Annotated in this window: 3 protein-coding genes and 2 pseudogenes; 4 read left to right on the top strand and 1 reads right to left on the bottom strand. The window is 42.7% G+C overall.

The features are described from left to right. Positions 1-49: 49 nt before the first annotated feature. A complete protein-coding gene (locus ABWT76_RS24655) occupies positions 50-7,159 on the bottom strand; it encodes a LamG-like jellyroll fold domain-containing protein (RefSeq protein WP_190878472.1) in 7,110 nt (2,369 codons plus the stop codon). Positions 7,160-7,788: 629 nt separating this feature from the next. On the opposite strand from ABWT76_RS24655, the gene ABWT76_RS24650 reads away from it, so the two are divergent. The 4 genes and pseudogenes from ABWT76_RS24650 to ABWT76_RS24640 all read left to right on the top strand — a co-directional run bounded on the left by ABWT76_RS24650 (position 7,789) and on the right by ABWT76_RS24640 (position 18,915). Continuing rightward, positions 7,789-9,570 carry an ATP-binding protein gene (locus tag ABWT76_RS24650; RefSeq protein WP_190878470.1) on the top strand — a complete coding sequence of 594 codons (1,782 nt, stop codon included), beginning with the start codon at positions 7,789-7,791 and terminating at the stop codon, positions 9,568-9,570. 520 nt (positions 9,571-10,090) lie between these two features. After that, a pseudogene (locus ABWT76_RS30730) lies at positions 10,091-11,413 on the top strand (GAF domain-containing protein); the annotation flags it as partial. Positions 11,414-11,803: 390 nt separating this feature from the next. Continuing rightward, a pseudogene (locus ABWT76_RS30725) lies at positions 11,804-12,469 on the top strand (sensor histidine kinase); the annotation flags it as partial. 80 nt (positions 12,470-12,549) lie between these two features. Further along, positions 12,550-18,915, top strand: a complete 6,366-nt coding sequence (locus ABWT76_RS24640; protein WP_054464082.1) for an AAA family ATPase — start codon at positions 12,550-12,552, stop codon at positions 18,913-18,915. Positions 18,916-19,033: the final 118 nt, after the last annotated feature.

Here is a 19,033-nt window from a genome sequence, read left to right as displayed (position 1 = left end):
AAAAGGAGAGGAAATCATTTCCCCTCCTTTTTAATTATCTAATTATCGACTATTTCTGCTCTTGCAACAAACTGAGGATAGTATCCAGTTTTTCCTCAAGTTTTTGGTTTTTCTCCTCCAATTTAGTAATCTTATCCAACAGTGCTTGATTTTCCGAAATTTCCGCTGCCGCCCGCAATTTACGGACATCGCGACCAAAGCCCATCAATGCTGGACGTTCCACATAAGTAACCCGGTGCAGTACCCGCCATGCTTTATTTGGCTTGCCTGCTTGGGCTTGACGCAAGGCTCGCGCTTCTTCGTCGTTGCTCCGTAGCCATTCAGGATCGACTACATAGTTAAAGAAGTCGTGGAAGTGATTGCTACTGCCTTCTAGGTAGAAACTCATAAACCGATAGCGGTCTACTTTTTCCCCAGGCATAATCGGGCGATCGTTGTAGTCGGTAATGCCTTTATATTCCAAACCACTCAGGTCTACATTCAACTCAAAACCCTTACTCCGAGCTTCAGTTTTGCTCATGGTTTGAGTTAAGTTGACCGTAGCTTGGGCGGTGAGTTCTACATCAACCCCCCCTACTGAGAATGAACTGTCAACTCCTAACCCGGCATTCAGACCAAAAGAGCCACCAATGGTATGTTCTACGGTGTTCGCAAAGCTTTGAGCTTCAGTTCGCAGACCACCGTCCGCATCCCAAACATAGGTATTGACGATGTTGCGCTTACCTGCCCGGATTTGGATACTTTCCATCCGTTTCTGCCAGCCTGCAAAACTTTCTGTGGCTTGCACTCGTTTGTCTTGGTCAGTAATTTTGCTTTGAATCTCCGCTTGTTTAGCTTTAGCGGCAGCGTTGCTCTTGTCAGAAGCAGCAGCAGCATCTGCTTGAAATTGTTCGGCTTTTTGGTCTTGGGCTTTTTTCTTCTCCTCGTCAGTCATTTGGGTATTCGGTTTGTCTTCTTCCCGTTGTACTCCAATGGTGGTTGGTGCATCCCCACTGTCGATATTCCGATCTAAAGAGAGTTCATCGACTAAACGCACATTAAAGTTAGAAAAGTAAGATTCTCGGCGTTTATCTTCCGCTTCAATTTGGCGTTTTAAGTCATACGCCTCTTTCAGGCGATAGTAACTGGCGGGATAGAGGGAACCATACTGGCTACGCATTTCGGGAACGTGCTTGAAGAAGCGCTGGCTCGTGGCACTGCTGCCGGTCATCCCATCCAAGCTACCATTCATCGTGTAGGCAGGATTCATCAAAAAGGTGATGGTGTTGACATCTGGAGGAATGCCATCTACCGGCTGCACTTGGTAGCCTACCATTTTGCCAGTGCGGGCCAGTCGGGTGACAAACACATCTGCCAAGGCTGAAACAACCAACGCATAGCCAATATTCTTGGGAATAAATCGTGTCCCCAAATGAGGGAACTTAGTGCTTTCTTCTGGTGTGCCGCGTAGTTCCAGTTTATCGGTCATGCTCAGAGATGAACTCGAAGTAATGTTACTTTCATTTTGGAATTGGTAGCTGAAGTCAAAGTTGCCTTTAAAACCCACTCTGGCACTGCTGTCGATGGAAGTCCCCACACCCATAGGTGCTGTGAGGAAAGACATTGTTCCCCCTGCTCCAATAAAGGTATCAATTGTTGCTCCTAACCCAGCATCTTGAGAACGGTTCCAGCTAAACTCGACATCTTCAGACATGGTTAATTCCACAGAAGTCGCGCCATTGTAATCGTCTGACAAGGTTAGGTTTTCACTGGGTACGGGGGGTGGACCTTCAATATAACCCAACAAAGTCGGAGCAAATTGGGCGTTACCAATCCATTTCAGTTCTAAGGTTTCAATCCGCTTATCTGGTAGCAGGGTGACTCCATTGGTGGCAGGATAAGCAAAGAATCGCCGCATGATGGCCACCTTGGTTTTCGTGGATGATTCCACAGTCACGCTGCTGTACTCAGCAGAAACTAGGGCATCGGCACTAGGGAGATTGTCAATTTTGCCAATGGGTGCTGTACATCCCCACCAATTTGCCCCCGATACCGTGGCATGATTGCCATTACCGGAATAGTCGCGCACTTCCACTCCTGTGGCTTCACTCATGGGGTAGTAAGCCAACAAACCTGGTTCGTTGCCACTCAGAAGTAGGGTGCTGTTGATAGCAATTTCATCATCACTTAGGGCAACTTTCCAAACACGAACTTCTGCCAATTTACCGAACTGCTCACCTCGGATGAAGCTGGCAATAGATAGGGTTTGATCCTGCACGATGTTCGCTTCCACCACAGTGCCACGATTATTCGCCACTAGGTCTAGAACTCTTCTGGTAGCACCTTCGACTTGAATGAAATTAAAGGGATAATAGGCCACTAAATTCGCTTCTTTTCCACTAAGGCGTCGAGACATATTAGCCTTAATTTCTGCTTGGGTGCGGGCTGTATTCCAGATGCGGACATCGGTAATTTGGCCATGAAAAAATCTGTCACTAGACCAGTTACTTCTGCCAATATAGTTAATAGTCCGTCTCAGATTATTTGGAAGATGCACTATGCCTGTTTGAATCCGCTCACCATTTTTATAAAGGGTTGCCATTCCTGAAGCATCAATGGTTGCGGCTAGGTGAATCCATTTTTTTGTTTCTAATGCACCTGTTGCTCTAACTGACTGTTGTGTGGATTGCCGATATACCCCAAATTGGAGTGTGTTAGATGATCCGTCATTGGCAAGCAGGATATTTTCATTACCAGCACCATTGCCAAAGTCGATAATTCTGGACCAAGATTGGAAACTGTCATACCATACCCAAGCTTCCACCGACATTCCTTTAGATAAGTCATAGTTGATTTCCGGTAAAGATACAAAATCATTTACCCCATCAAACTTCATCACTGAATAATCAGGAGACTGATTAATAGCTAAATGATTGTTCGCAATCGCATAAACATGGCTATTAGATTTCAGACTAGCTTTTTTAATGTCTGTAACCTTTTGCTTTGCGGCGGCATCGTTGGGGTTTTTATTCAGATTCTCTTCCGCATCTTTTAGGGCTTTTGCTTTCACATCACCCACTTTTTTGCCATCAATATAAAACAGAGTCGTATCCCCCCGACCGACAGCAGCGACATGATGCCATCCCTCGGTTAACAACTCCATATTGAAACCGCTATCGTAAAAGTTCTGCCCCAAAGAATCATTGGTCAGATAAATCCCTAACTGTTTACGATTTCTGACCAGAATGTGATGATTGGCATCTTTTCCTCGGATTAAAGTATTCCATTCTGCCGTTTCTGGTAATGGATAAACAAACCAAGCTTCAATACTCCAGTCATCTGGAAGATACAAGGCTTGATTTAAGGTAACGATACTATTGCTGTTGCTAAAGTTTAAACAGGCCCGTTGAGCATCAGGAATCCACTGTTCAAAGGCGGCATTTTTTCCGTCTGCTGTGGCATCATAGTTCGTTTGTCGCATCCGTCCTTCCCTGTCCAAATAACTCAATTGGACATTGCCTTCACAGGTTTCAATGGCATTCAGACGGCCGGCAGGTTGCACAAAACCAAGTAACACTCCTTGAGTGACTAACCCCTTGCTATCTTTAGCAACCTGGGGCATTGTTTGAGGCTTTGCCTGAGTGTTTTTGACAGCATTGAGGAAGTCAGTGTTCAGGGTATTTAACTCTGTTTGAAGTGCAGTGATTAAAGCAATCACTTGTGCCAAACGCGCATCCCAAGCTGCTTTATCCGCAGGAGTCGCAATTAATGCTGCATTAAGCAATTTAAAGCGGTCTTGTGCTTGGTTGAGTTCTTGAAGTTTTTTCTCCCAAGCTTCGCGTGCAAGAATAATTTTATCATTGCTAGTCTGATTCGTTTTTTGGATTTGAAACAGATTTCCATTACCCTGATGTCGAATTAGCCGAGCATAGTCATTATTCGACTGGTTTTCAACGTGAATTCCTTTCCACTCAGTTCCTACTTGTACACTGATGTAATAATTGCCCCCGTCAGCGACAGAGAATCGGAAAAGATTCCCATTACCTTGATGCCGAATCAAAGAAGCATAGTCATTATTCGACTGATTTTCAACGTGGATTCCTTTCCACTCAGTTCCTACTTGTACATTAACGTAAGAATTTTCACTGTCAACGGCATAGAATCGGAAAAGATTCCCATTACCCTGATGTCGAATTAGCCGAGCATAGTCATTATTCGACTGGTTTTCAACGTGAATTCCTTTCCAAGAATCACCGACTTTTACTAGAATGTAGCAGAAATAATTAAAAGGGCTACTATTTTCGGCATTAAATCGAGATAATAGGGTTTGCTCTTCACTGGTGAGTTTTTGAATTTCTGCGGTTAATTTCTCAATCTCTGCTCTAGTCGCAGCCTGAGCATTATAGGCAGCAATTTTTGCTTCTAACTCTCGCTTTTCTTTGAGCAGAACAATTTCCTGTTTCTCTTTCACCTCCAGTTCTTTTAACTTCGCTGTTAAGGTGGCATGGTCATCGGCCAAAGTTGCCAAAGTCACACCATCTGAGTATTTCGCTTCCGTAATACTATCGGATAAGAGGCGAATCCGGTGTTTGCGAATTGCTAAGGATTGCCAACTTCCTTTAACATTGGCAATTTCAAAGGAACGTAACACACTGACTTCATCGGGAATTGTCACATTACAGGAAGCACGATACCAACCATTGCCCAAGTCTTCAAACTTATTTTGTACCCCCGAAATGGTCTTTTTCTCTTCGGCACTGCGGCTGGTTTTTCCCCAATAGGAAAAGGTAAAAATCTTCGTGCCAATATTTTTACCATCGGCATTGTCTAAATAGGCTAAGTTAACCGGATTGGCTGAGTTAACTTTAAACTCAAAACTTTCTGCGTAAGTTGCCCGTTCGCTAACGGCAAATAGCTCAGGATTGCTATATTTAACCGCTGCAGCTCCTCCGGCAAGATTGCGGTTGAGAGTTGCCGCACTGACATAAGGTTCACCATAGAGAGTGCCGTCATTGCAGTTCACAGAAAAGTCAACTACTTTGCCTTCAGAGATACCACCTAAGCGCCAATACCCCACTAAACCGACTTCTTTTCCTGTCAGTTGTAGGTACATACTATTTTTAATGTCTTCAGCAGTCCGGGCTACTGTCCAAAGACGCAAATCGCTAATTTTACCGTTAAAGTAGCTGTCATTAGACCAATTACTTCTGCCGATATAGTTCTTAGTCCGTTTGTTATTATTAGGCAAGGCAAATTTACCCGATTGAACCTCCAGACCATTTTTGTATAGTTTGGCAGTTCCTGAATCATCAACTGTGGCGGCTAAGTGCAGCCATTTTCCGGTTTCCAATGCTCCTATGGCTTTAATAATTTGGACTTTTCCTTCCTGAAAGATAAAAAAGGCTAGGTCATTGGATGTGCCGTCATTGGTAAACACAATATTATCCGCCGCGCTTCCATTGCCAAAGTCAATAATTCTTGAAGAAGATTGGATACTGTCATACCAAACCCAAGCTTCTACGGTAATTCCTTCGGAGAAATTGTGATTGATCTCGGATAGAGAGACATAATCATCCACCCCATCAAATACGATCCCCCGTCGCTTTTGGGATACCAATTTCACATTAACAGCTTCTCCCATTACCCATTTGCGTTCAATTACAAAATGGGTGTCATCAATTTTTTGCACGGGGTAGCTATCGTTGTAGTCTTCTGTGCCAGTAATTTGGACTTGATCGCCATTTTGCAAACCATGATTAGCACAGGTGACTCGTAATTTGCCATCGGCAGTTTTTTGATAAGCGGTAATCATGCCATCAACAATCAAACCACCTTCTTCTTGGTCTTCTTTTTCCCAATAACCCAATCCACCATCCAAGGAGATGTCAATATCAAAGGTATTTTCATCTACTTTAATCGTCGGATACAACCCTTGATAATCACTGGTGCCGCTGATTTTTACCAAATCGTAATTGGCTAAATCTGAAGCACCGCCATCGGTGGATATTTTAACTAAATCTTCTATATCTTCCTCATCAGTTCCTGCGGAGAATCCGCTAATAATGCCTTGGGGAGGAGGAGTTCTGTCACCTATTGCTTTTATTTCATCTAAGGTGTTTAAGGGTAACAAAACTTCTCGCTGACGACTGCGAATAATCTTGCTATCTGGGGTTTCGTCAATTTCTCCTAAAGTACCATCCCCTGCGATGGCAAAACTAAAAGCGGCCGCCCCTTTATCTGTGGGAATCGCTAACATTAATCGCGTGGCAGTCTTTAACAGTTGTTCTTCCCCAGACTGGGTTTGCTGGGCCTGTTGTAAATCGTATTTAGTGGCAGATAAACCGTTGGTGACTGTCACCCCATTAATGTCTAAAGTCCGCTTAATCACCCCAGGAATCTTCCGGGGAACTAGGCTATCCTTTGATTCTTCAAAAATGGTGTAATCTTGAACATCAAATAGTCCTTCTTCCGAGGCGCGAATGGTGGTTAATTCGACCTTCTGGGTTTGACTGTTGTAGGCGAAAATATGCCAGCGATAAACATCATTTTCAATCGTCGGAACCAATACGACGGAAAACCAGCCCTTATGCAGGTTATTGACTAAGCATAATTCGGTGGTGGGTTCGTAGAAAAAGTTACCGTTGGCATCACGAAAGTCTAAGGTATCAACATTAACCAGTCCGTTAGACCCCTGTTGCATATTTTTCGTGGGGGTGTGTTTCTGCTTACTCCGCTTAAACCGGACTTCTAGCTTGCGGTTCAGCTTATTGGTCATGCCGTCTAATATAAAACGATCTACCAATAAAGTGTTGGATTTGGACTGACGAAAAACGTAAATATGTCCCAGGGCAGAAATCGCTTGTACTGGCGCAACTGCGGTTATATTTTCGGTTTTGTAAAGGGATTTGAGGAGATATTGACTGGGATTTTGTTGGTGAGTCAGTTCGGCTTTTTCTTTTTCAATTACCGACTGGTCATCAGCTTCATCAGCGAATTCCAGAGTTTGCCAGTTTTCCCAGCCGGTTCTTTGATCGGCGGGGGTGTTGAGGTAGCTATCTTCAAACCCATCTTGCTTCACCGTATAGGAAATTTTTCCCTCGCTATCGGTGGCTAAGACGACTATTTTACCCTCATGGGTAATTGTACTAATATGTTGGAGTTTGTCTTTTGTTAGGTACATAAGTTCCTGTTTTAGGGAAAATTGGCTAGAAATTTTATTCCGCACTTCTAACAAAGATCGCGATCACCCACTCCTACCGTGGAGGGGATCGCTGCTATCTATATGCAAACTTCACCAGACATTATCCGATGATTAGCTTTCAACTGTAGCGTAAAAGCGATCGAACGACTAAATTCTTTAGCTTTTTTTAAGAAAGTAGCGATCGCCTAATAATTCAGCGATTTTCCAGGCAAAATCGTAAAAATATTATTTTGTCAATAGCATTTTATTAAAGTTTTGTTAAGGCAATTACTCCATGAATGGTGAAAATTTATTCTTTGATTATTTTTTTCTCTTTGGTCTACGCATATCTTATGACCGCCAACCAAAGAATCCCTACCCAAAGAATCCCTACCCAAAGAATCCCTAATCAAAGAATCCCTACCCAACAATCAAAGAATCCCTAACCAAAGAATCCCTACCCAACAATCAACAACAAAAAAAGTCCGTATTTATACGACTAATACTTGAGTGAATTTACGGAAAAAAATCTCTGGATTTTCCCGGATGACGGAATGAGGAATCAAACAGATAATATACTTAAATAGATAATCAAATAATCAAAACCAGAGTAAAGTAGCAGAAAGATTATGGCAATTAATTTAAAGAAATTATGTGACTCTCCTCTATTGTTAGAGGCGATCGCCGATTTAGTCAAGTCTATGGGTACATCCATTGTAATACAGGATACTAAAGGACGGGTGATTTTCGGTGATGAGAGTAAAAAAGCTGGCAGTCAATTGCCCATAGAAATCGATGGTGAGGTCATAGGATGGGCGATCGGGGAGGCAAAAGTCGCCCCTATTGCCTCAATTATCTCTTGTTTCGCCCAAAAAGAATTAGAGAAAAAGACTTTAGCCCACGAAGTCCTGGATAACTATCGGGAAATTACTTTTCTGTACGATCTGTCCGAAAAGCTAACTGCCAGTTTAGATATTGATGAATTGGTTAACTTATTATTAGCCGAAGCTAAAGAGTTAATTAAGGCCACCAGTGGGGCAGTCATGTTACTGTCAAACACAGGCAACACTGAGGAATTGAAGGTAGTCTCAGCTTTTGGTCAGGAATGGAATCGCGATCGCCTCCGTATTCCCTTGGATGAAAGTATTTTGGGTGTGGTGGTGAAAAATGGCTTGGGAGAAATTATTAATGATGTTGCCAATGACCCGCGATGTATGGATTTTGAGGCGACGATGAGTGCTTTAATTTGCATACCTTTAATCAGCAAAGGTCGTCCGATCGGCGCGATCGCCCTGGGCAATTCTTCTCCCGTTACCTATACCGCAGCGGATCTCAAACGGATGAATACCCTAGCATTTCAAGCAGCAGCAGCGATCGACAATGCCCAACTCTATCAAGAAAGTTGTATTGCCGCAACTACAGCCCAATTGCAAGCGGAAAAATTACAGCAAGCGTTGCGGGAATTGCAAGAAACCCAAAGCCAACTGATTCAAAGTGAAAAAATGTCTAGTTTGGGTCAGTTAGTAGCCGGAGTTGCCCATGAAATTAATAACCCAATTAATTTTATTTCTGGGAATCTTTGTCACGCCCAACAATATACTGAGGAACTGTTAAAAATCCTGCAACTCTATCAGCAAGAATTCCCCAATCTGACCCCAGCCCTGGAAGCAGCGATCGCGGAAATCGACTTAGAATTTTTATCGGCAGACTTTCCAAAACTCATTTATAGCATGAAATTGGGAACCGATCGCATTAGAGAAATCGTTTTATCCCTACGCAACTTTTCTCGGTTGGATGAAGCCCAAACTAAACCCGTAGATTTGCATTCGGGGATTGATAGCACCTTAATGATTTTACAACATAGGTTAAAACCCCAGCCCGGACGCCCGAATATTCAAGTGATTAAAAATTATGGCGATCTGCCGCTGGTGGAATGTCATGCGGGGCTGATGAATCAGGTATTTATGAATATTCTGAGTAATGCGATCGATGCCCTAGAAGAACAACAAAAACCGGGAGAAATTGTGATTACTACTGAGTTAATTTCCCATAAACCAAGGCTTTTGGCCACAACAGGAGAACCCATGTCCCATGATGGCAACGAAAGCGTACTAATTAAAATTCGCGATAATGGCTTTGGTATTCCTGAAGAAATTTGCTCGCGATTATTCGATCCTTTTTTTACCACTAAACCTGTAGGCAAAGGCACCGGCTTAGGTTTATCAATCAGTTACAAAATTATCGTGGAGAAACACGGAGGAATCATCAAATGTTTATCTCAACCGGGTCTAGGTACAGAATTTTATATTCAAATTCCTCTAAAACTATCGATTGAATTAGGGAAAAATTCTGCCGCCACTGCGGTGCGCCGTCGGTCTCCGTCGGCGCACCGCAGTGGCGTATTATTTTAGCAACAACGGTTCGTCCCAAATGCTGAAGCCGCACCTAGAATCACCAATTTGCCACGGGAATACCCCAGTCAATTATTAACAATTTTGTCCCGCAATCAAATTGTTAATTTTTGTAAAAATAAAGCATCTAGGCAATGGAATAGCCGCTAATTGCTCTATATTAATTGATTGATGGATTAATTGAAATGGTGAAACTAAACAAATAATATTGTATTGTATGGTGAAAATTACCGACCATTCCTGAAGAATATTTTCTGCTGGAAAATCACCCGCATATCTGCCTATAGACATAAGGGCTAATGCTTCGCCAGGGCGCGGTATCAGGCTGATGAAAAAAAATCATACAAGAATATTAAGAGATTACTGACTGAAAGTGATTAAGGTGATTTTTGACTAATAAAATAAATTAATCAATTTATTTGGTAATTAACAGATAAAAATTGGTAAAGCGTAAGGTTAAATGTTTACTTTTTTGAAAAAAATAGTTATCCTAAAAAAATGATAAACCAGAGGTTAATTTATGTCTCAAATTAGTCTGAAAAAACTATGTGCCAAGAAAGAAATTATGGAAGTAGTGGATGAGTTAATCCAAACTTTAGGAGTCCCAGTGACTTTGAAAGAGTTAGACGGGAAAGTCATTATCGATCGCGGCAATAAATCCGAGCGTTATCAAAAAAATCAATATCAGATTACCTGGGAGGGAGAAATCATTGGCTGGGTAGAGGGGGATGAAAAATCTAAAATTATCGCGATACTCTTTGAGTTATTTGCCAGCAAAGAACTAGAGAAAAAAGCCCTAGCGCAAGAAGTATTAGATAAATACCGTGAACTGACGCTATTCTATAATATTTCTGATAAAATATTAGGGATTATCGAGCCAGAAAAAGTAGCAAAATTAGTGTTTGAAGAAGCCCGTAAATTTATCAAAGCCACTAATGGCGTGGTGATGTTATTCGATGACAGTACCGGCGAACTGGAGAGCATCGGGTCGTTTGATTCCGACCCAGAATATTCAACGGAATACCGGACGTATCGTCCCTGGAAAAGTGAGGATTTTGTTTATCATGTGGCTACTTCTGGTCGGGGAGAAATTGTCAATGAAGTGTCATCAGATCCTCGGTTAATTGATAGTCAATTGCTGGTGACTTGTATGATTTGCGTTCCCTTGAAAACCAAAGATAAAATAATTGGCGCGATCGCCCTTGGCAACAAAACACCGGTGACATATACCGCAGAAGACCTCAAACTTCTGACCACTTTGGCATCCCAGGCCGCCAGCGCAATTAATGCTTTGCTGCACGAAAATAAGCTAAAAAAAAGTCGCAAAGAAGCCCTATTATTTCGGTTAGCTAGTCAAATTAGGTTGTCTTTAGACTCTAATTGTATTTTAACTATTGCCCTGAAAGAAATCCGCCGGTTATTGCAAATTGATCGCTGTCTATTTATGTGGTATAGACCGGCAAATTGTCCCGCCGAACTATTCACGGAGCCATCGGGAAAAAAATTGGAAAAATTTAGCGGTTGGCTGGTGGTCAATGAAGCAAGTCAAGCGGATATGCCCAGACTGATTAATCACTATTATGCAGAATCGCCAATTGGCAAAATAACCGGCTGGACGAAAGAACTGTTAGCCATGAAAATTCTCCGCATCGATGATATCAATTGTTTAGAAGATAAGGCTATGCGCGATTTTTTTCTCGCCCAAGGGTTGCTGTCACTTTTAGCCGTACCACTGGAGACGCGATCGGGAAAAATTGGATTGATTAGTTGTAGCAACTGTCAAACGTTACGTCCGTGGAGTGACGATGAAGTGGAACTGCTACAATCCGTAGCCATTCAGTTGGCGATCGCCCTCGATCAAGCCGAACTATACCAACAAAGTCAGACCGCTAAAGAAATAGCCCAAGCCAAAGCGGAAGAATTGCACAAAGCCCTGGAAGACTTAAAAAAAGCAGAAGTCCAGTTGATTCAAAGTGAAAAAATGTCTAGCTTAGGTCAAATGGTAGCGGGGGTTGCCCATGAAATTAATAACCCAGTTAATTTTATCCACGGCAATTTAAGCTACCTGCAAGACTATGTAAAAGACTTACTGGACTTGGTGGAAATGTATCAGCAGGAATATCCCAGCCCATCATTAGCCATTCAACAGGCGATCGAGGAGATGGATTTGCAATTTTTAGCCGAAGATTTACCCCAAATTCTTGGTTCTATGAGAATTGGGACAGAAAGAATTCGGGAAATTGTGCAGACTTTGAGAAATTTCTCTCGTGTGGATGAGGCACAAATGAAGTCAGTGGATATCCACAGTGGGATTGATTCGACTCTGCTGATTTTGCGCGATCGCCTCAAAGCCAAGCCCGGGCATCCTACCATTGAGGTGATTAAAGACTATGGGGATTTGCCGGAAATCGAATGTTATCCGGGTCAACTAAACCAAGTCTTTATGAACCTATTAGCCAACGCCATTGATGCCCTAGAAACTGCCATAGAAACGAAAGTAATTGGAGAGCGATCGCCGACTATTTGGATTCGCACGGAAGTCAAAAGAGGCGTCCCCAACGAGCAAATTTCTGGCAATGGTCAAGAGCAATATGGTAATACAGTAATTGTACCGAGTAGCGATCGGGCAATGATTCGGATTATTGACAACGGATCGGGAGTTTCTGAGGCAGTGCAACGGCGGTTATTTGACCCTTTTTTCACCACCAAACCCGTGGGCAAAGGCACTGGCTTAGGACTTTCAATTAGTTATCAGATTGTGGTAGAAAAACATCATGGCACATTAGATTGTATTTCCACTCTTGGTAAAGGCAGCGAGTTTGTGATTTCTTTACCCCTGCGACAAAGCCTGCAAGGGCAAACTAGGGAGCGATCTCCGCAAGCATCGTTAAAAACATAATTTTATTTTCATTTATTTTCAGGGATGCCATCTATTAATCACGTATAATCACTTGAAAAATTCAATCAGGAGAAGAAAAAATGACTCTGACCCTCAAAGGATATCAAATCACTGAAAAAATTCACCAAGGAATCAACACAAAAATCTATCGGGGAATTCGCTTTGCCGACCAAAAGCCAGTGATTATAAAAATGTTGGTGGCAGATTATCCCACCCTGGAAGAATTAACTCAATTCAGAAATGAATATGAACTGAGTAAAAATATTCAAGAAATTCCCGGCATTGTCACCCCCATAGAATTACTAAATTACCAAAATGGAATGGCGCTAATTTTAAATGACATGGGCGGGATTTCTCTGAAACAATATCTAGAACAAAAATCAGCCCAATCTAGCCAAATTTCTGGCTTAAGCTATTCTGGCTTAAGCTTAAAAGAATTTTTCTCTATTGCCATTCAACTTGCTACTACTCTGGGGGAACTACACCAAAGGCAAATTGTCCACAAAGATATCAAACCGCAAAACATCATTATTAACCCGGAAAATGGGTCAGTCAAAATCACCGATTTCAGCATTGCTTCTCGCCTCAGCGAAGAAATTGCCACGGTGAGTAATCCCGACCAATTAGAAGGCACTCTAGCCTATATGTCCCCGGAACAAACCGGCAGAATGAATCGCACCTTAGATTATCGCAGTGATTATTATTCTCTGGGAGTTACTTTTTATGAAATGCTCGCTGGCTGCCTGCCTTTTGAATCAGACGACCCCCTAGAATTAATTCACTGTCATATTGCCAAAAAACCGCCCAAATTAAGTCAGTTTAATCCAGAAATTCCCCCAGCCATAGAAGGCTTAGTGCTGAAACTAATGGCCAAAGCTGCGGAAGACCGTTATCGCAGTGCCAACGGGCTAATGTATGACTTACAAACCTGTTGCCAACAGTTAGAAACAACCGGAACTGTTAACCTAATTCCGGGAGAAAGCGATCGCGCCGGTCAATTATTAATTGCCCAAAGACTCTATGGTCGAGATGCGGAAGTCACTCAACTAATGGAAACCTTCGACCGTGTTGCCAACCCCCCCGAACCTGGGCAAGCAGGGACAGAAATGATCCTCGTCTCTGGATATTCGGGAATTGGCAAAACCGCCTTAGTCTCAGAAGTACACAAACCCATCGTTAAAAGTCGGGGTTATTTTATCAGTGGCAAATTCGACCAGTATAAACGAAACATTCCTTATAGTTCTCTAATTCAAGCCTTTGCCGAACTAATTCGCCAACTGCTAACCGAACCAGAAAGCGCCATTCAAACTTGGAAAAAACAACTATTAAATGCCCTAGGAAGCAACGGCCAAGTGATTTGTGATGTGATTCCCGAAGTCGCCCTAATTATTGGCGAACAACCAGAAGTGCCCTCCCTCGGCCACACGGAATCCCAAAACCGTTTTAACCGGGTATTTCAGCAATTTATGGGCGTGTTTACCACCAAACAACACCCCCTAGTAATTTTCCTCGACGACTTACAATGGGCAGACAGTGCTTCATTAAAATTAATCCACCTATTGCTGACTAATTCAGATAACAAATACCTGCTATTTATTGGCGCTTATCGTGACAATGAAGTCAGTCCCACTCATCCCACAATTCAAACCATAGAAAAAATTGCCGCTGCTGGAACTCCGGTAAATAATATCCTTTTAAAGCCATTGGAACTTCACCAGGTTTGCGCCTTCCTTGCCGATACCCTAACCAACAGTGCGGGAACCGAAGAATTAGCGGAATTACTGACTCACAAAACCCAGGGCAACCCATTTTTCTTAACCCAACTGCTGAAAACTTTATATGCAGAATCCTTGTTAGTCTATGACTATAGCCAAGGCTCATGGCAGTGGAATATCCAGGAAATTCAAGCCCTAGGCATCACCGATTATAATGTGGTAGAACTGATTGCCAGAAATCTGCAAAAACTTCCGGCATCTACCCAGGAAGTCTTAAAAATAGCCGCTTGTATTGGCCACCAATTTAATTTAGAAGTGCTGGGAATTGTGGCGGAAAAATCGCAGACAGCAACCGCAGGAGATTTATGGGCATCCTTACAATCCGGGTTAATTTTACCCCTGAGTAAAGATTATAAAATTCCTCTGGTATTTGGCAATGATAAGAAAAACGGGCAGCCGCGATCGGATGTGAAGATAAATTACAAGTTTTTACATGATCGTGTACAACAAGCCGCCTATTCTTTGATTCCCGAATCTCAGAAAAAAGCCACCCATCTAAAAATTGGCCAATCCCTGCTCCGAAATACCAGTGAAGCTGAACGATCAGAGCATATCTTTGCCCTGGTCAACCAACTGAATTATGGAATTGATTTACTCAAAGACCAAAGGGAAAAAGATGAACTGGCTTATTTAAATCTTTTAGCGGGGAAAAAAGCCAAAGAAGCTACCGCTTATGAAGCGGCTGTCAAGTATTTAAGTTTGGGTATCGATCTATTAAGCGAAGATAGTTGGGTCAGTAACTATGACTTGACATTAGCTTTATACACCGAAGCAATGGAAGCGGAATATTTCTATACCAACTTTGACCGGACAGAAGTTTTAGGGCAAGTGATTTTAGCAAAAGCAAAAACTTTGCTCGATCGCATCAAAGTTTATGAAATTCAGATGCAAATGTATGCGGCGCAACATCAAATTATTAAAGCCATTGAGATCGGAATGCAAGCCTTAGACACCATGGGAATTTCTCTGACAAAAATCCCGAAAAATCAGGATAAAATCGTCAAATTGCCCGACGTTGAGGAATTAGAGACTTTTCCAGAAATGACCGATCCATATCAACTAGCTGCTTTGCGGATTTTAATGAATTTATTAGCGCCAGCTTTGCACACAAAATCTGATATATTTCCTCAGCTAGTGTTGACAATGGTGCATCTTGGTTTAGAAAAAGGTCATTCTGCCTTATCCGCTTTTACCTATAGTTGGTATGGCACCATGTTGTGTGGTGCTGGGGAACTGGAAACTGGATATTTAGCGGCTCAATTGTCCTTGAAATTGCTAGAACAATTTCATGCGACTTCCCTAAAATGTCAAGTGTATAATATGGTTTATGCTTTTATTCTGCACTGGAAACAGCCCGTCAAAGATACCATTAATGCTTTCATTGATGGGATGCAAAGTGGTTTAGAAATGGGCGATCTGGAATATGCCAGCTATTGTGCTTGTAAGTATTGCAGTTACTTATTTTTAAGTGGGGAATATTTGATTTCTGTAGCCGCCGAACAAGCGAAATACATGAAATTACTGCGAAAACTGAAATATGAGATTTCTCTCAATGATGGCAGTATTTGGACTCAATTAACGGCAAATTTACAAGGGCGGGCTACTGATAAATATCGGTTGATTGGGGAAACTTTTGATGAAGCGATCGCCTTACCTCGGTTGCAAGCTGCTAACGATAACTGGTCTTTATTCAACTTCCATCTAGCCAAAACCATTTTGCTTTACATACATAAAGACCATCGCGGGGCGCTGCATCATGGGTTAATGGCAGTCGATTTTGTCGGTGCAGTGAGTGGGGCTTTGACCATGACCGCTCATAATTTTTACTATTCTTTAGTGCTGCTCAAAAATTATCCCAATGCCCTGGAAGAAAAACAAATCGAATACCTAAAACAAGTAGAAATCAACCAACAAAAATTACAGCAATGGGCGAACCATGCGCCGATGAATTTTCAGCATAAATATGACCTGGTAGCCGCAGAAAAAGCGCGAGTCTTGGGGCAAAACTTAGCAGCAATGGAACTATACGATCGCGCCATTTCTGGAGCGAAAGAAAACGAATATCTCCAGGAAGAAGCCCTAGCCAACGAACTAGCCGCCGAATTTTATCTATCTTTAGGACGAGAAAAAATCGGCAAAACCTATATCACCGATGCCTACTACACTTATGCCAAATGGGGCGCTGTAGCCAAAGTCCAAGACTTAGAAAGCGCATATCCTCAATTATTAGAGCAAATTAAACAACAGGCAGGAAACAAAACTCTGGCTGATAAATCCACTCAAACCACCATTGTCAAAACCACCCTAGGCAATACCGGCGCCCTGGACTTAGCCACCGTAATGAAAGCCTCCCTAGCCATTTCCAGTGAAATTGTTTTGGATAAATTACTCGGCCAATTAATCAACATTCTCCTAGAAAATGCCGGTGCCGAAAAAGCATTTTTATTCTTAAAAGAAAAAGCAGGATTAGGACTTGCGGCTAGTACCCAAGTCAACCAAGAGGCGATCGTCTATCCTACACCCTACACCCTACACCCTACACCCTACACCCTACACCCTACACCCCCGAATACAGATTTGCCCCTGGGAGTGATCAACTATGTGCAACGAACGGGCAACCATCTGATGCTGGCTGATGCCCAAACCCAAGGTGTCTTTACCAATGACCCTTATATCACCCGGCATCAAGTCAAATCCTTGTTATGTGCGCCCATTATTAAAGGGTCAAAATTAGTGGGCATTATCTATTTAGAAAATAACCTCACCACTGGGGCATTTACCAGCGATCGGCTGAAATTCTTACAACTGCTATCAGGACAAGCGGCTATCTCCTTAGAACTTGCCCGTTCCGTCAACGAAGTGCAAAACACCTTAGCCTATCTCAAAAGCATCCTCAACAACATTGCCGATGGCTTATTAGTCACCGATCGAACGGGTCGGATCACTCAATATAATCCCGCCCTATGCCATTTGTTTGGTTTAGCTTCATCTGCCTCCCTGGGAAGCCAATATTGCCACGAAGCATTAACCGTAGAAATTGGCACTTTGGTGACGCAAACCTTAAGCAAACCACAAGAAGTTTTGAGTGCAGAAATTAACCTAACTCCTGGGCGAATTGGTGGGGCAGTAGCCACCGCCATTACCACAGACAAATCCCCTGAAGTGATTGGTTGTGCCATCATCATCCGGGATATCACGGCGGAAAAAGAAATCGATCGCATGAAAACCGACTTTATCTCCACCGTCTCCCATGAACTCCGCACCCCATTAACCTCCGTGGTGGGATTTGCCAAAATTATCCATAAAAAGCTCACGGAACAAATCACTCCCGCCTTAGTTTCAGCGGACAAAAAAACAGTGCGATCTGTGCAACAAATTGGCGACAATATTAATATTATCATTTCCGAAGGGGAACGGCTGACCAACCTAATTAATGATGTGCTCGATATTGCCAAAATGGAAGCGGGTAAAATTGAATGGGTAATGCAGCCAGTCAACTTGGGCGAAATCATCGATCGCGCCGTCAATGCCACCTCTTGTCTATGGCAAACTTCTGGACTACAGCTAATTAAACAAGTCCCCCATGAACTGCCAAAGGTCAAGGGCGATCCAGCCCGCTTACTTCAAGTGCTAATTAATCTAATTTCCAATGCGGTTAAATTCACCAACCAAGGTTCAATTACCATCACCGCCGCACAGCAATTTTCCCCAGAGGGAGGGGCGCAAATTATCGTTAGCGTCATTGATACGGGAATTGGCATTGCCCCGGAAAACCGGGAAAAAGTGTTTGAAAAATTCAAACAAGTCGGTGAAGTAATGACCGACAAACCCCAGGGAACTGGACTGGGACTGCCCATTTGCCAACAAATTATCGAACACCATGAAGGTCGCATTTGGGTGGAAAGCGAGTTAGCAGTTGGCAGTAATTTCTCCTTTGCCTTACCCTTAAACTCTTCTAATATTCAGGGAACAGAAAATCTAAACTTCGATACTCTCGTGCGACAATTAAAACAAAGTATTGTACCCAAGTCTTCGGAATCTACGGAAGAGCAAAAAACCATTCTGGTAGTAGATGACGAACCTTCCATTCGCTCGCTTCTGCGACAACAATTAGAAGACCAAGGGTATATCGTCAAAGAAGCTGCGGATGGCATGGAGGCGATATCCCAAGTCAAACAAGTGCCCCCGGATTTGATTATTTTAGATGTAATGATGCCTGCGATCAACGGCTTTGATGTAGCGGCGGTACTGAAAAATAATCCCACCACAATGGATATCCCGATTATCATCTTATCCATCGTGGAAGATAAACAACGGGGCTGGAAACTGGGGGTTGACCGTTACCTCACCAAACCCATTGATAGCGAAAAACTGTTGAAAAATATTGAGGTGCTAATTTCTCGCGGCAGTTCCCCTAAGAAAGTCATGGTAGTGGATCAAGATGTGTCCGCGATTAAGACCCTAACTGAGGTATTGCAAGCCAAAGGATATAGTGTGGTTGAAGCCTTGTCCGGTTCAGAATGTATTCAGAAAGCCTTAGCTGAAAAACCTGATATGATTATTGTGGATTCTCTTCTGTCACAGCAGCATGATTTGGTCAAAACTTTGCGCTTTGAAAAAGGGCTGGAAAACGTTTTATTTGTCTTGTTAGCTGACCGGCAAGAAGATTAATTCCAGAAACCGGGTTTATCTCGCAAATCTTTGTGTATTCCAGAAACCGGGTTTCTATCCCAAATCTTTGCCGAAGTACAAGAATTACATAGAAACCCGGTTTTTTTATGTTTATCAC

Source organism: Planktothricoides raciborskii GIHE-MW2 (genome assembly GCF_040564635.1).
In the GTDB taxonomy this organism is placed as follows: Bacteria; Cyanobacteriota; Cyanobacteriia; order Cyanobacteriales; family Laspinemataceae; genus Planktothricoides; species Planktothricoides raciborskii.
The sequence above is the reverse complement of the archived record's forward strand: the minus strand, read 5'-3'. Positions and strand labels throughout refer to the sequence as shown.

Excerpts from the sequence above, each read along its gene's own strand:
- ABWT76_RS24640 (WP_054464082.1), top strand. The coding sequence starts at position 12,550 with ATGACTCTGACCCTCAAAGGATATCAAATCACTGAAAAAATTCACCAA.
- ABWT76_RS24655 (WP_190878472.1), bottom strand. The coding sequence starts at position 7,159 with ATGTACCTAACAAAAGACAAACTCCAACATATTAGTACAATTACCCAT.
- ABWT76_RS24650 (WP_190878470.1), top strand. The coding sequence starts at position 7,789 with ATGGCAATTAATTTAAAGAAATTATGTGACTCTCCTCTATTGTTAGAG.